This is a genomic window from Rossellomorea sp. LjRoot5 (assembly GCF_964253455.1).
Lineage (GTDB): Bacteria > Bacillota > Bacilli > Bacillales > Bacillaceae_B > Rossellomorea.
On sequence record NZ_CAXUQN020000001.1, the window covers coordinates 1,787,183 to 1,799,453 of the forward strand.

The 12,271-nt window shown below is 45.2% G+C and carries 18 protein-coding genes; 11 read left to right on the forward strand and 7 right to left on the reverse strand.

Annotated elements, in window-relative coordinates; genetic code table 11:
* The first annotated feature begins 38 nt into the window (after window positions 1-38).
* Window positions 39-371 carry an iron-sulfur cluster biosynthesis family protein gene (locus ACSQ2E_RS09090; protein ID WP_435990235.1) on the forward strand — a complete coding sequence of 111 codons (333 nt, stop codon included), beginning with the start codon at window positions 39-41 and terminating at the stop codon, window positions 369-371.
* 102 nt (window positions 372-473) lie between these two features.
* On the opposite strand, the gene ACSQ2E_RS09095 is transcribed toward ACSQ2E_RS09090, so the two are convergent.
* From ACSQ2E_RS09095 to ACSQ2E_RS09110, 4 genes are all read right to left on the reverse strand, one after another.
* Window positions 474-1,373: an aminoglycoside phosphotransferase family protein gene (locus tag ACSQ2E_RS09095; RefSeq protein ID WP_435990236.1), complete on the reverse strand. Its 900-nt coding sequence runs from the start codon at window positions 1,371-1,373 to the stop codon at window positions 474-476.
* Complete coding sequence (locus tag ACSQ2E_RS09100; RefSeq protein WP_435990237.1) at window positions 1,370-2,296, reverse strand: alpha/beta hydrolase; 927 nt, start codon at window positions 2,294-2,296, stop codon at window positions 1,370-1,372. The genes ACSQ2E_RS09095 and ACSQ2E_RS09100 overlap by 4 nt, the downstream gene beginning before the upstream one ends.
* Before the next feature lie 128 nt (window positions 2,297-2,424).
* Window positions 2,425-2,556 carry a hypothetical protein gene (locus tag ACSQ2E_RS09105; RefSeq protein WP_258261711.1) on the reverse strand — a complete coding sequence of 44 codons (132 nt, stop codon included), beginning with the start codon at window positions 2,554-2,556 and terminating at the stop codon, window positions 2,425-2,427.
* Window positions 2,557-2,596: 40 nt separating this feature from the next.
* Entirely contained in the window at window positions 2,597-3,496 is a 900-nt protein-coding gene (locus tag ACSQ2E_RS09110) for a hydroxymethylglutaryl-CoA lyase (protein ID WP_435994475.1), read from the reverse strand.
* A gap of 175 nt (window positions 3,497-3,671) precedes the next feature.
* On the opposite strand from ACSQ2E_RS09110, the gene ACSQ2E_RS09115 reads away from it, so the two are divergent.
* The 5 genes from ACSQ2E_RS09115 (at window position 3,672) to ACSQ2E_RS09135 (ending at window position 7,145) form a co-directional block, all read left to right on the forward strand.
* Entirely contained in the window at window positions 3,672-4,859 is a 1,188-nt protein-coding gene (locus ACSQ2E_RS09115) for an acetyl-CoA C-acetyltransferase (protein WP_435990238.1), read from the forward strand.
* Between the two features lie 35 nt (window positions 4,860-4,894).
* Window positions 4,895-5,587 carry a CoA transferase subunit A gene (locus ACSQ2E_RS09120; RefSeq protein WP_435990239.1) on the forward strand — a complete coding sequence of 231 codons (693 nt, stop codon included), beginning with the start codon at window positions 4,895-4,897 and terminating at the stop codon, window positions 5,585-5,587.
* Window positions 5,588-5,605: 18 nt separating this feature from the next.
* Entirely contained in the window at window positions 5,606-6,268 is a 663-nt protein-coding gene (locus ACSQ2E_RS09125) for a CoA transferase subunit B (RefSeq protein WP_435990240.1), read from the forward strand.
* Window positions 6,269-6,384: 116 nt separating this feature from the next.
* Window positions 6,385-6,615, forward strand: a complete 231-nt coding sequence (locus ACSQ2E_RS09130) for a YqkE family protein (protein WP_435990241.1) — start codon at window positions 6,385-6,387, stop codon at window positions 6,613-6,615.
* Entirely contained in the window at window positions 6,594-7,145 is a 552-nt protein-coding gene (locus ACSQ2E_RS09135; RefSeq protein ID WP_435990242.1) for a GrpB family protein, read from the forward strand. Before ACSQ2E_RS09130 ends, ACSQ2E_RS09135 begins: the two co-directional genes overlap by 22 nt.
* A 27-nt stretch (window positions 7,146-7,172) precedes the next feature.
* On the opposite strand, the gene ACSQ2E_RS09140 is transcribed toward ACSQ2E_RS09135, so the two are convergent.
* On the reverse strand, window positions 7,173-8,096 hold the full coding sequence (locus ACSQ2E_RS09140) for an aldo/keto reductase (RefSeq protein ID WP_435990243.1): 924 nt from the start codon (window positions 8,094-8,096) through the stop codon (window positions 7,173-7,175).
* A 79-nt stretch (window positions 8,097-8,175) separates the two neighbouring features.
* Window positions 8,176-8,301, reverse strand: coding sequence for a Z-ring formation inhibitor MciZ (gene mciZ / locus ACSQ2E_RS09145; RefSeq protein WP_435990244.1), 126 nt, complete (start codon window positions 8,299-8,301; stop codon window positions 8,176-8,178).
* 81 nt (window positions 8,302-8,382) lie between these two features.
* Here mciZ and ACSQ2E_RS09150 point away from each other — a divergent pair, with 81 nt between their 5' ends.
* Complete coding sequence (locus tag ACSQ2E_RS09150) at window positions 8,383-8,937, forward strand: NUDIX hydrolase (protein WP_435990245.1); 555 nt, start codon at window positions 8,383-8,385, stop codon at window positions 8,935-8,937.
* 56 nt (window positions 8,938-8,993) lie between these two features.
* On the opposite strand, the gene ACSQ2E_RS09155 is transcribed toward ACSQ2E_RS09150, so the two are convergent.
* Entirely contained in the window at window positions 8,994-9,569 is a 576-nt protein-coding gene (locus tag ACSQ2E_RS09155) for a GNAT family N-acetyltransferase (protein ID WP_435990246.1), read from the reverse strand.
* A gap of 125 nt (window positions 9,570-9,694) precedes the next feature.
* Here ACSQ2E_RS09155 and spoIIM point away from each other — a divergent pair, with 125 nt between their 5' ends.
* The 4 genes from spoIIM to xerD all read left to right on the forward strand — a co-directional run bounded on the left by spoIIM (window position 9,695) and on the right by xerD (window position 12,233).
* Window positions 9,695-10,348 carry a stage II sporulation protein M gene (spoIIM, locus tag ACSQ2E_RS09160; RefSeq protein WP_435990247.1) on the forward strand — a complete coding sequence of 218 codons (654 nt, stop codon included), beginning with the start codon at window positions 9,695-9,697 and terminating at the stop codon, window positions 10,346-10,348.
* A gap of 111 nt (window positions 10,349-10,459) precedes the next feature.
* Complete coding sequence (gene fur, locus ACSQ2E_RS09165; protein WP_034758188.1) at window positions 10,460-10,918, forward strand: ferric iron uptake transcriptional regulator; 459 nt, start codon at window positions 10,460-10,462, stop codon at window positions 10,916-10,918.
* 187 nt (window positions 10,919-11,105) lie between these two features.
* A complete protein-coding gene (locus ACSQ2E_RS09170; protein WP_435990248.1) occupies window positions 11,106-11,333 on the forward strand; it encodes a YqzK family protein in 228 nt (75 codons plus the stop codon).
* 6 nt (window positions 11,334-11,339) lie between these two features.
* Window positions 11,340-12,233 (forward strand): site-specific tyrosine recombinase XerD, encoded by an 894-nt coding sequence (gene xerD, locus ACSQ2E_RS09175; protein WP_435990249.1) that lies wholly within the window; start codon window positions 11,340-11,342, stop codon window positions 12,231-12,233.
* The last annotated feature ends 38 nt before the right edge of the window (window positions 12,234-12,271 follow it).

Genomic DNA, 12,271 nt, shown 5'->3' on the forward strand with positions numbered 1-12,271 from the left:
GAAATGTGATAGGATAAGGGACAGAGGAGGAAAGTCGAATGAAAATCCAACTAACGAACGAAGCAACCCAAAAGATCCAGGATAAAATAGAAAACAAACAAGGTCACCTGAAACTGAAATATGATACGGAAGGCTGTGGCTGTGTGATGAGCGGCATTCCTACCCTGTGGTTTGTCCATCACCCTGTTGAAGGTGAAGATATCAAGATCGACACGAACAGTTATCCGATTCTCGTAGAAAAATCAAAGATGGTCTTCCTGGATGAAGAGCTGAAAATCGATTTTTCTTCCCAAAGCAATACATTCCAATTAAAAAGCCCCGGGCAGATCATCAATGGGAGAATGAACTTTTTGATGTACCCGGGGGAATAGAGGACAAAAGCTCCGGTGCATACCGGAGCTTTTGTGTTCTTAAAACCAATATTCCCAACAGGATATAGGGGAAATCCCTGGGGAAGAGGGTTGGTGAGACTGTTACTCCGCCAACAGCTCTTCAAACATCCCCGCCAAAGAAACCCCGGTTTTCCATCCATCCAGTCCACCCTCTACAGACCAGCAAGCAGACAGAATTGAATGACAAAATCCATACTGAAGCAATCGCTCATAAGAGAGGGAAAGCAGGGACGCGATTGTCTCAGTTCTATATCGGAGGAGCTCTAACGGCGCATCCCATTTCTCCCATTCATTCAACATAAACTGGATGCAGTCATATTCCCGCTCTCCGATAAGCCCCTTAGGGTCAATGGCGGTCCAACCGGAAGAAGCGGAGTAGAGTATGTTTCCGTGATGAAGATCACCGTGAAGAAGATAGAGGTCTGTGGGCGTATTCAGCAACTCCGGATAAAGCGCTTCAGCTTTCACGACGAGCTCCGGAGGAATGGGACCGGTTCCTCCATTAAACCGTTCCCGTAACCTCCCGATTCCCTTTGACCAGCATTGAACCGTGGGATAAGAATGAGAACTGACAGGCTTATGCCAAAGTCCCTTGGCAATATGGGTGAAGATAGAGAGGACCTCTTCTTCATCCTCAATAGAGAGAAGGGAAGGTCCCGGCATGAGTCGATCTAAAAGGATCCAGCCTTCTTCCTTACTGCAGTCGAGCATCTTCACCATTCCCTTTCCCTGGAAATCCTGAAGCGCATGAAACTCATTGGAAAAATCATTGTTCGGATACCCGACCTTTAAAACGGCATTCTGTTCACGCCCGATCTGAACCGGCACTACAAAATTATAGCTTAATGAAAAAGGTTCACTGTAGGTTAAATCGAATCGCTTTTTAAATGAGTCCAGTAGACCTGCCAAGTGGGATAACCACTCTCGACCGGAATCGCCATACATGGTTTGCATTTTTAATTTGAAATCGGTTGGAATCATGAGATCTCTCCCTTGTCGGTTGGTACAAACTGCTCCAGAAAACGTTGGATTACTTCCTCATATTGTTCAGGGTTGTCATTGTATGATTGGGCATGGGTCCCGTGGAAATCGAGGAAGAGCTCCTTTGGCCCCTGCTTTTTTTCGAAAAGATCCTTTGTCATTTGAGGCAGGATGAAGTCATCATTCTGGCTGTGGATAAATAACACAGGTTTCCGGATGTTTTGAACAACCGAAACAGGAGATAAATCCTTTAGTGTGTATCCTTGTCGCAGCTTCAGCATACCGTCTACGAGGGGAAGGAGGAACTTTGCCGGCATCTTCACTTCCGCACGCATACGATAGGCAAGCTGTTCACCGAAGTCAGAGAAGGGACAATCGGCAATATAAAAATCAGCGCGGTCCTCCACACTTCCTGCATAGAGGATCAAAGTCGCAGCTCCCATCGATTCCCCGTGGATTCCGAAGAATACATCGTCTCCTTCACGACGGATCAGTTCATCCACAACAGCCTTCAGATCAAATTTTTCAAAATACCCGTAGCTTGTCGTCTTACCACCGGATTCCCCGTGACGCCTGTGGTCATAAATCACGGCATTGAAACCCTGTTTGATGAACAGATTCATATATTTAATCGAATTCCATTTATTCTCCGTCACCCCATGGGAAAAAATCATAAATTTTTTATGAGGGTGGGGGTTCACGAAAACCGCCTTTATGTCATATCCGTACTGGGAAGGGATCATTACTTCTTCTTTAGGGAGGGAATCATATTCATCTTCGATCACACGGGTCGATTCCGTTTCACGTGAACGAATGAAGTCATCCCCTTTTTTTGGTAAATACATAAATCGATTGGTTATATAAACCCCAAGCAGCCCGATAGAAGAAAGGGTACCGCCCAGAATCGCAAGTTTTTTTCGCATATCATCACCTCAAGGAGCATCGTTTACACATATTGTAGCAAAAGAAGGAAAAAAGAGGAATTTTAAAAGCATAATAAAAAAGTGCCTCAAAAAGAGACACTTTTTTCACGGTGAATAAGAACTGACGCTTACGACTTGGCATTTTGTCCTTTAGCAGGATGAATGGCTTTATCCAGTTCTTCTTTCGCCATGGTGTTAGAAACCGTATCTGCATTCGGTTTGCCTTTTTGACTGAATCCTTTATCGCGTTTTTGGCTCATGTGACTCATCTCCTTAAAGGTTATCCAAAGGACATATGCACTACTGATTCAATTCATAAAGGCGATAATAACCGCTTTCCACAGGACGGCTGATATGAGGTTTCACGACGTCGATGGCAAGGGCGAGTTTCTCAAGGTCAACCCCTGTGGAAACCCCCATTTCCGCAAGCATATACACGACATCTTCAGTCGCAACATTCCCTGTTGCACCGGGGGCGAAAGGGCAGCCTCCGAGTCCACCTGCACTTGTGTCAAAGCGGTCGACTCCCGCTTCGAGCGACGCAAGGATATTAGCGAGCGCCATCTTACGGGTGTCATGGAAATGTGCCGTAAGCAGTGTGTCGGGTAATTCTTGTTTTAGTAATGAAAAGAGATGATAGGCTTCAGACGGATTGGCCCGTCCGACCGTATCGGCGACACTCAATTCATCCACACCTAATGAAACGAATTCCTGACAAAGGGAAAGAGTATCTTCAGGTAAGATCTTCCCTTCATATGGACAGTGGAAAGCGGTCGAAATGCAGGCTCTCACGAAATAGCCCTTTTCTTTCAGCTCCGCAATGAGAGGAGCCAGTCCTTTCATGGCTTCCTCAGTGGTTTTATTAATGTTTTTTTGATTGAAGGAATCGCTGACACCGACAAAGACGGCTACAGAACGGCATCCTGTTTCATATACCCGCTCGATCCCCCTTTTATTTGGTGCAAGAACGATATCTCGTGAATCCATTGTCATGCAGGCATCGACAATCTCACCGGCATCCTGCATTTGTGGAACCCATTTAGGGGAAACAAACGAAGTCAGCTCCATTTCTTTCACACCTGATTGTTTCAACCGATGGATAAATTCTTTTTTAACGTCCGTCGGAACAAAGTTCTTTTCATTTTGCAAGCCGTCTCTCGGACCTACTTCAATGATCGTGGCTTTTTTAGGTAAATTCATCATTTCACTCCTCCCTCTTTCATTTTAAGAAAATTTCGACATATAAATCAATATAAAAATTTTTTGACGAATTTAGAGGAATTTAACCGCTTACATAGAATGAGTTAAAGTGGAACTATTTTATAAGCTATGAATAGGCAAGCACATCAGTCAGAAGAGAAAGGGAGGAAGAACGATGTCGAATGAAGTTGTCATTGTGAGTGCAGTACGCACGGCCATCGGAAGCTTTAACGGATCTTTAAAAGGTATTTCCGCTCCGGAACTTGGAGCGATTGTCATTAAAGATGCCCTGGAGAAGGCTGGTTTAAGCGGGAATGATGTTGATGAAGTGATCATGGGGAATGTGTTGCAGGCAGGGTTGGGACAGAACCCGGCTCGTCAAGCATCCATCAAAGCTGGACTGCCTGAACAGGTACCGGCCATGACGATTAATAAAGTGTGTGGATCAGGATTAAAAACGGTTCATCTCGCAACGCAGGCAATCCTTTCCGGGGATGCAGATATCATCGTTGCAGGTGGAATGGAAAATATGAGTCAGGCTCCATATCTGCTGCAGGGAGCAAGAGAAGGATACAAAATGGGGGACCAGAAAGTCGTCGACAGCATGATATCAGACGGTTTATGGTGTGCCTTTAATGATTACCACATGGGTGTGACGGCAGAAAATCTATGTGACCGTTACTCTCTCTCACGGGAAGAACAGGACGAATTCGCTGCATGGAGTCAGCAAAAGGCAGCAGCAGCCATAGCATCCGGCCGATTTGATGATGAAATCGTCCCGGTTTCCATCCCGCAGCGAAAAGGGGATCCGGTTGTGTTCAAACAGGATGAATTCCCGCGTAAAGGGTCAACGGCCGAGAAGTTATCGGGACTTCGGGCTGCCTTCAAAAAAGATGGCTCTGTGACAGCCGGTAATGCATCGGGCATCAATGATGGGGCCGCTGCCGTTGTCGTCATGTCCAGGAAGAAAGCAGACGAACTTGGCATCACGCCTCTCGTGACGATCAAAGGGAACGCCAATGCAGGTGTAGATCCAAGCGTCATGGGAATCGGACCGGTTGCCGCCGTGAAAAAAGTATTGGAAAAAACGAAGATGACTATAGAAGACATGGAATTGATCGAAGCGAATGAAGCATTTGCCGCTCAATCATTGGCGGTGGATAAAGAGCTTCAATTCAAAAAGGATGCCCTTAATGTAAACGGGGGAGCCATTGCACTTGGTCACCCGATTGGAGCCAGCGGTACACGGATCCTTGTGACACTGATCCATGAAATGAAGAAGAGAGGCGTCCAAAACGGACTCGCTACCCTTTGCATCGGTGGGGGACAGGGAGTGGCAACAGTCGTTGAACTTCATAAATAAGGAATGGGAAAATCCAGATTCGAGGAGGGAATACAATGAAAGAAGTATACACTTCATATGACGAAGCGGTGGCAGACATTCACGATGGAGCAACATTGATGGTTGGAGGATTCGGTCTGTGCGGAATCCCTGAAAAACTCATTCTTGCCCTTGTGGAAAAAGGGGTGAAAAACCTGACCGTCATTTCAAATAACTGCGGGATAGACGATTGGGGCTTGGGTTTATTACTGAAGAATAAGCAGATTGATAAGATGATAGGTTCCTATGTTGGGGAAAACAAAGAATTTGAACGTCAGGTATTATCAGGTGAGCTTGAAGTGGAATTGGTTCCCCAAGGGACGCTTGCTGAGAAAATCCGAGCAGGTGGCGCAGGGATACCTGCATTCTACACGCCTGCTGGAGTCGGGACACCGGTAGCGGAAGGAAAAGAAACCCGCACATTTAACGGGAAAGAATATTTACTGGAAGAAGCCTTTACGGCGGATTTCTCACTTGTCCGGGCGTGGAAGGCCGATAAGATGGGGAATCTGATTTACAATAAAACGGCACAGAACTTTAACCCGATGATTGCAGCGGCGGGGAAAGTGACGATCGCCGAAGTAGAAGAACTTGTTGAAATCGGGGACATCAACCCGAATGAAGTGCATACACCAAGCATCTATGTGCAGCGTCTGATACAGGCCGAGCAGGAAAAACGGATTGAAAGAAGAACAGTGAGACAAGCATAGAAGGGAGAGTGGAACGGGATGGATCGTGCCAAAATGCGTGAAAGAATTGCAAGAAGAGCGGAAAAGGAAATTGAAGATGGTTTCTATGTCAACTTAGGAATCGGAATGCCTACGCTGGTAGCCAACTACATTACAGAAAACAAACAGGTTGTCCTTCAATCTGAAAATGGTTTACTCGGAATCGGACCATATCCGGATGAAAATGAAGTCGATGCCGACCTCATCAATGCCGGAAAAGAGACCGTTACAGCGATTCCGGGCTCCTCTTACTTTGACAGCTCGGAGTCATTCGGAATGATCCGCGGAGGGCATATCAACATCGCCATCCTTGGTGGAATGGAGGTAGCCGAAAACGGGGACCTTGCCAACTGGATGATCCCGGGAAAAATGATCAAAGGGATGGGCGGAGCGATGGATCTTGTTCACGGAGCCCAGCGCATCATCGTCATCATGGAACATGTCAATAAGGCTGGTGAAAGCAAGATCCTGAAAGAATGCACCCTTCCTCTGACAGGAAAAGGCGTCGTTGACCGCATCATCACGGATCGCGCCGTGATGGACGTCACGGAAGAAGGATTACTGCTTCGCGAAGTAGCGAACGGCTTCTCTGTGGAGGATATCCAATCATCCACGGATGCGACGTTGATCGTCGGGGACGACGTAGTACTCGAAGCCTATTGATGGAGAAAGCCGGTTAGAAGGGGAGAGAACCTCTTTTGACCGGCTTTTTTTGAGCCTGCCTTTTGACTAAAGTGGAAAAAAGATTTATAACTATGACAGATAGGGGGAATCAGTACATGTCCAAGAAAAAGAAACAGGAAGCCGAATTGACGTTGAAAAATTCCATCAACGGGGACCTCTTCGAACAACTGAAGCAAAAAAAGGCAGAGCTTGAAAAAGTTGAGTCTGTGAAAAAGGAAGAAGAGCGCCTCCGGAAAATTGAAGAGAAAAAACAGCGTGAGAAGAATAAAAGTTTCGAAGAGCTGTTGAATGAAAGCAATTTGAATTGGAAGAACTACAAAGATTGATGAGGGATGTGATAGTGGTACCCCATCAATCAGACTGGCAGGAGAAATTTGAAAAAGAAAAACGCAGTCTGAATAAGCTCCTTCCTGACGCAACCATCCATCATATCGGTTCAACTTCCGTACCGGGCTTGGCTGCTAAACCAATCATAGACATAATGATAGAAGTACCAAGCTTAGAGAGCGTTGATGAACGTAGAGATCAATTCAGCCAACTGCATTTTGTGGGAAAGGGAGAGAATGGCATCCAGAACCGCCGCTACTTCTATAAAGGAGAAGGGAATGAAAGAGCCGTACATCTTCATATTTTTCCTTATGGAATCGATCATGTAGTCAGGCACTTGGCGTTTCGTGATTATTTGAGGGAATTTAACGGGGAAGCAAAACGGTATGGTGACCTGAAATCAATGCTTGCAAAGAAGTTCCCGCACGATATGGAGGGCTACATTCAAGGGAAGGATCAATTTGTGAAGACCCTTGAGAAAAAGGCGTTAAGCTGGTATGAAAAAAATAAGCGGGCAGGGAACCAATAAACCCTGACCCGCTTATTTTTGTGTCACTCAGTCCCTATGTTGATCATAACGTGATAATTTGGTTAACTGTTTTAACATGTCAAGCTCTTCGGAAGATAAAGATCCCGCATTCACAGCATCGATATTCTCCTGAAGCTGTTGAACGGAGCTTGCTCCCGGGATGACAGCACCCACCGAGTCATGAGCGAGAATATATTGCAGGGCAAGTTCGTTCATTGAACGGTTGTCCCCCAGTTTCCCATGGATAGACTTGAGTGTTTCTTCAAGCTCTTGATAAGAGTAGTCCAGATAGCCATCTTCCTTCATTTTCGCAGAAGCTTTGGAAAGCATTTTTTCAGAAAGAAGCCCTTTGGCCAAAGGTCCCCTGGCTACAATACTCACCTTATTTTCATCCAGCAGATCCCTCCACTCTTCCGGACGACGATCCAGTAAGCTGTACTGCATCATGACGCTATCAATGGAAGATGAACTTAGAAATCGCTTGATGACATTCGGGCGGATGGAAGAGATGCCGTAATAACGAATCAGTCCTTCCTTCTTCAAATCTTCAAACGCTTCGATTGTTTCTTCAAACTCATCTTCGATCGTCCCACCGTGAAGCTGGTAAAGATCGATATAGTCCACTTTCAAGCGTGAAAGGCTATCCTTAACGGCAGTCTTGATATAGGATTTGGAAGGATCCCAGCGCCAGCCGTCTTCCACGTCATCCCAACGGTTACCCACTTTTGTGGCCAGGATGATGTCGTCCCGGACATCACGAATGGCGTTGCCGACGATTTCTTCATTTTGCCCAAAGTCATATAAATCAGCAGTATCAAGATAATTGATTCCATTTTCTAAAGCGTGCTGCACAATTTCCTTCGCGGCGCTTTCTTCGGTTCCAAGGGACATACAGCCGAGTCCCATCTTTGAGACTAATAAATCAGAGTTTCCTATCCGTCTTTTTTCCATGGTATCCGTCCTTTCGACATTAGCACTCTCTATTATATTAACGAAAGTGAGGACGAATAAACAAAGAAAACGGTCGGATTCAACGATTGGCGTCGATCCATGCTTTCACAGTGGAATAGGTTAGACTATATTCCTTCAGCTTTGCCTTGATTTCCCATGCTTTCCCTACCAGGATGATCCGGTCCTTTTCAGCAATCACCTTCAAGGGTTTTCACCTCGATCCTCGAATGGGATATGGTAAAATGTATGAGGACAAAGGCAATGACAGAACAAGGAGAGTTGAACGATGAAAAAATTTGAAGAAAAGACCATCAACACAGAAACGATCTATCAAGGGAAAATCATTGATCTTCAAGTGGATGAAGTCGAGCTTCCAAACGGCAAGACATCCAAGCGGGAACTGATCAAGCACCCCGGGGCTGTAGCGGTCATCGCATTGACACCGGAAGGGAAAATGGTGATGGTGGAGCAGTACCGTAAAGCGTTGGAGAAATCCATCATCGAGATACCTGCCGGAAAGCTTGAGCCGGGTGAAGAGCCTGATAAAACAGCCCTGCGTGAACTGGAAGAAGAAACAGGGTATGGATGTGAAAATCTGGAGCATCTTATCTCATTTTATACTTCACCGGGATTTGCGGATGAGCTCGTTCACTTGTATATCGCTCACGATATCCATCCCATCTTGGAGTCGAAAGAAACGGATGAAGACGAATTTGTCGAATTGATTGAGGTGACAGTGGAAGAGGCACTGCAGCTCATTAAAGATCAGCGGATTTATGATGCAAAAACGGCTTATGCGGTTCAGTATCTGCAACTGGAGAAGTTGGGGAATAAGAGTTGATGTGAAGAAAGCTGGACTCCCGTTGAGAGGGGTCCAGCTTTTTTGGATGGAAATGTTTAATCCAGGTCTCCAGGAACTAGAGAATACACACATGTGTCACGTGCATCCGTCCCATTTTTATCAAGATGGTCATTCCTTATAATCCCCTCAAGCAGGAACCCCAGCCTCTCAGGCACCCTCCGCGAAGCATTGTTTCTCTCATCACAACGGATTTCCACACGCTTACAGGAAAGGTCGTGTAGGGCGAAATGGGTCAACGCCTCCACGGCTTCCACGATATACCCCTTTTTGGTGTGCCGTGAGTTGAGCCAATACCCGATTTCCACTTTAGGTACATCCCAGTCGATGCGGTGAAGACCTGTGGATCCGATGAATTCATTCGTTTCTTTCAAATAGATATGTAGTCGGATATCGGTCTTCTTAATGAAATCTGCATAGGATTCCCGGACGCCTGCCTCCACCTCTTCAAGGGTCTGTTCTTTCCGGGCGAAGGGGAGCCATGGTTGTAACTCATTCCGCGAATCTGCAATGGCATGAAACACGTCTGTACCGTCACCGGGCATGCATGGCCGAATGAAAAGGCGTGGAGTTTCGATCCTGGAGGGGAATTCGATTAAACTTGGTTTGGTCATACTATATTCCTCCCATTGGGGTTTCTATGATTATACGTTTATCCCTATGGAAGTTCAATAGAATAGAATAAACGTCTTCCACCTTACATATAGATTAGTAATCGATATCTAGGAGGAGCACTGTGATGCGCAAAAAAATGTCAAATTCAAATCCACTCGTTCAACATGTACAAGCACATTCCTCAATCTATTTATTTATCATTACATTGTTTTTAATGGGAATCATTTTTGGTGCGATTGTTGTGAATTCTTTATCATTTGCCCAAAAGGAGGACCTTTATTTCTATTTAAGTAAGTTCTTTAGTGAGATGGAGGATGGAAGCATGACGTCAGCGGAAGAGCTCTTCCGTCAAAGTTTCCTCCATAATGTGAAGTATCTCGGATTGATGTGGCTCCTCGGGATCTCGATCATCGGGCTGCCCCTCATCTTCGTTCTATTGTTTATGAAGGGTGTCGTAGTTGGCTTTTCTGTCGGGTTTCTTGTGAATCAAATGGGCTGGAGCGGATTTTTATTGTCTTTTGTGAGCGTGCTGCCACAAAATATTATCATCATTCCGGCATTTATCTTCATAGGTGCAATCAGCGCGAACTTCTCCCTGACGTTGATCCGGAAGATCTTTATGAGGCAGACGTCGTCCATGCAGTTCCAGATGATCCCTTTTTTGTCCAGATACGTCATCTTCATGGTGGTGGCCATCGGAATCGTCACCATTGCCGCTAGTATTGAAGCCTATCTTTCACCTGCTTTAATGGAAGCGGTCATAGGGAAAATCAAATAAAATGATTCTTATATAAGAATCATTTTATTTTTTTGATTATAATTATTTTATTTTGCTTATTCCTCCCTTTTTGATATAATAGTAAAGAAATTGACGAGGGAGGAGAGGACTATGGAAAGCCGCATTGAACGAATAAAAAAACAGCTTCATTCTGCCAGCTACAAGCTTACGCCACAGCGCGAAGCTACGGTACGCGTGTTATTGGAACATGAAGAAGATCACCTCAGCGCCGAAGATGTATACCTCCTCGTTAAGGAAAAATCTCCGGAAATTGGACTGGCGACCGTATATCGTACATTGGAATTGCTGTCTGAACTGAAAATTGTAGATAAAATCAATTTTGGCGATGGTGTATCGCGATATGACCTCAGGCAAGAAGGGGCAGCCCACTTCCATCACCATTTAGTATGCATTGAATGTGGAGCTGTCGATGAAATTCAAGATGATCTTTTAGAAGACGTGGAAACGATTGTCGAACGAGACTGGAAGTTTAAAATAAAAGACCACCGCCTCACCTTTCATGGCATTTGTTCCAGATGTCAGGATAAAGAAGAGGATCCAGAAGAATAAGATGATGCCGGAAAGCCTTAAAGACCCCTGTGTTGTTTCTAGAATCGGAAACATCCCATACATACTCTTTAAGGCTTTTTTCATACTCTCCCGGAATTTTTCGCGGTTTCTGACTCCATAAGGTATAAAACGGTTCAAAATCGTCATAGCTTGTATTAATAAGCAAGCGAATATGGAGGACGACAGGATGATAAAAGGGGTTCAAGTGGTATGGCAGACCATTAAGGTGTTTATTTTATTTACTGGCTCAACGATTTTGTTTTACTATGGTATCATGTGGATAAGCGAAGAATACGAAGGTTATCACAAATATGATGAGCCAGAGGGAGCAGCGGTAAAGGTTTATTCTTCCGTGACAGAGGAAGAAAGCCATTGGTATGACCGATTATTATTTTTTTATATGAACGGGGAGTAATGCAGTGTGGAAGACCATATTCAAGATTTCATGCACTTTTTAATAGTAGAAAAAGGGCTTGCAAAAAATACGATCGAGTCGTATCAACGCGATTTGAAGAATTATGCTTTATATTTATCGAAGGTTGAGGAAGTGGCGGAATTGAACACCGTTTCAAGGGTGAATATTCTGCAGTTTCTCGGCCATTTGAAAAACCAGGGGAAATCTTCAAAGACCGTTGCCCGTCATGTGGCATCGATCAGGTCTTTTCATCAATTCCTATTGAGGGAAAAGGCGACGGAACAGGATCCGACGGTGCATATCGAGACACCAAAGACCGAGAGGACACTCCCAAGGATCCTGAGCATCGCTGAAGTTGAAGCTCTACTCGAAGCCCCGGAAGAATCGACACCTTTAGGGATGAGGGACAAGGCGATGCTTGAGCTTCTTTATGCGACGGGGATACGGGTAAGCGAGCTTATCCAGCTTCAATTGGAAGACGTCCATTTGACCATGGGATTTGTCCGGTGCATCGGAAAAGGGAACAAAGAGCGGATTATCCCGATCGGGCAGACGGCCATGGATGTCCTCGAGAAATACTTAAGTGATGCACGTTTGAAATTACGGAGCAAGAAGCACCGTGATGATCATTTGTTTCTGAATCACCATGGAAAAGGGCTGACAAGACAAGGCTTCTGGAAGAATTTAAAGGCCCTTGCCAAGAAAGCCAATATTGAGAAGGATTTGACGCCTCATACGCTTCGTCATTCATTTGCCACTCATTTATTGGAGAATGGGGCGGATCTCAGGGCGGTTCAGGAAATGCTCGGTCATGCAGACATTTCCACGACCCAAATCTATACACATGTGACGAAAACACGCTTAAAGGATGTCTATTCGCAATTCCATCCCAGAGCTTAATAGAATGAAGGGGGATTCCATAAAGAAATTACGTTTCT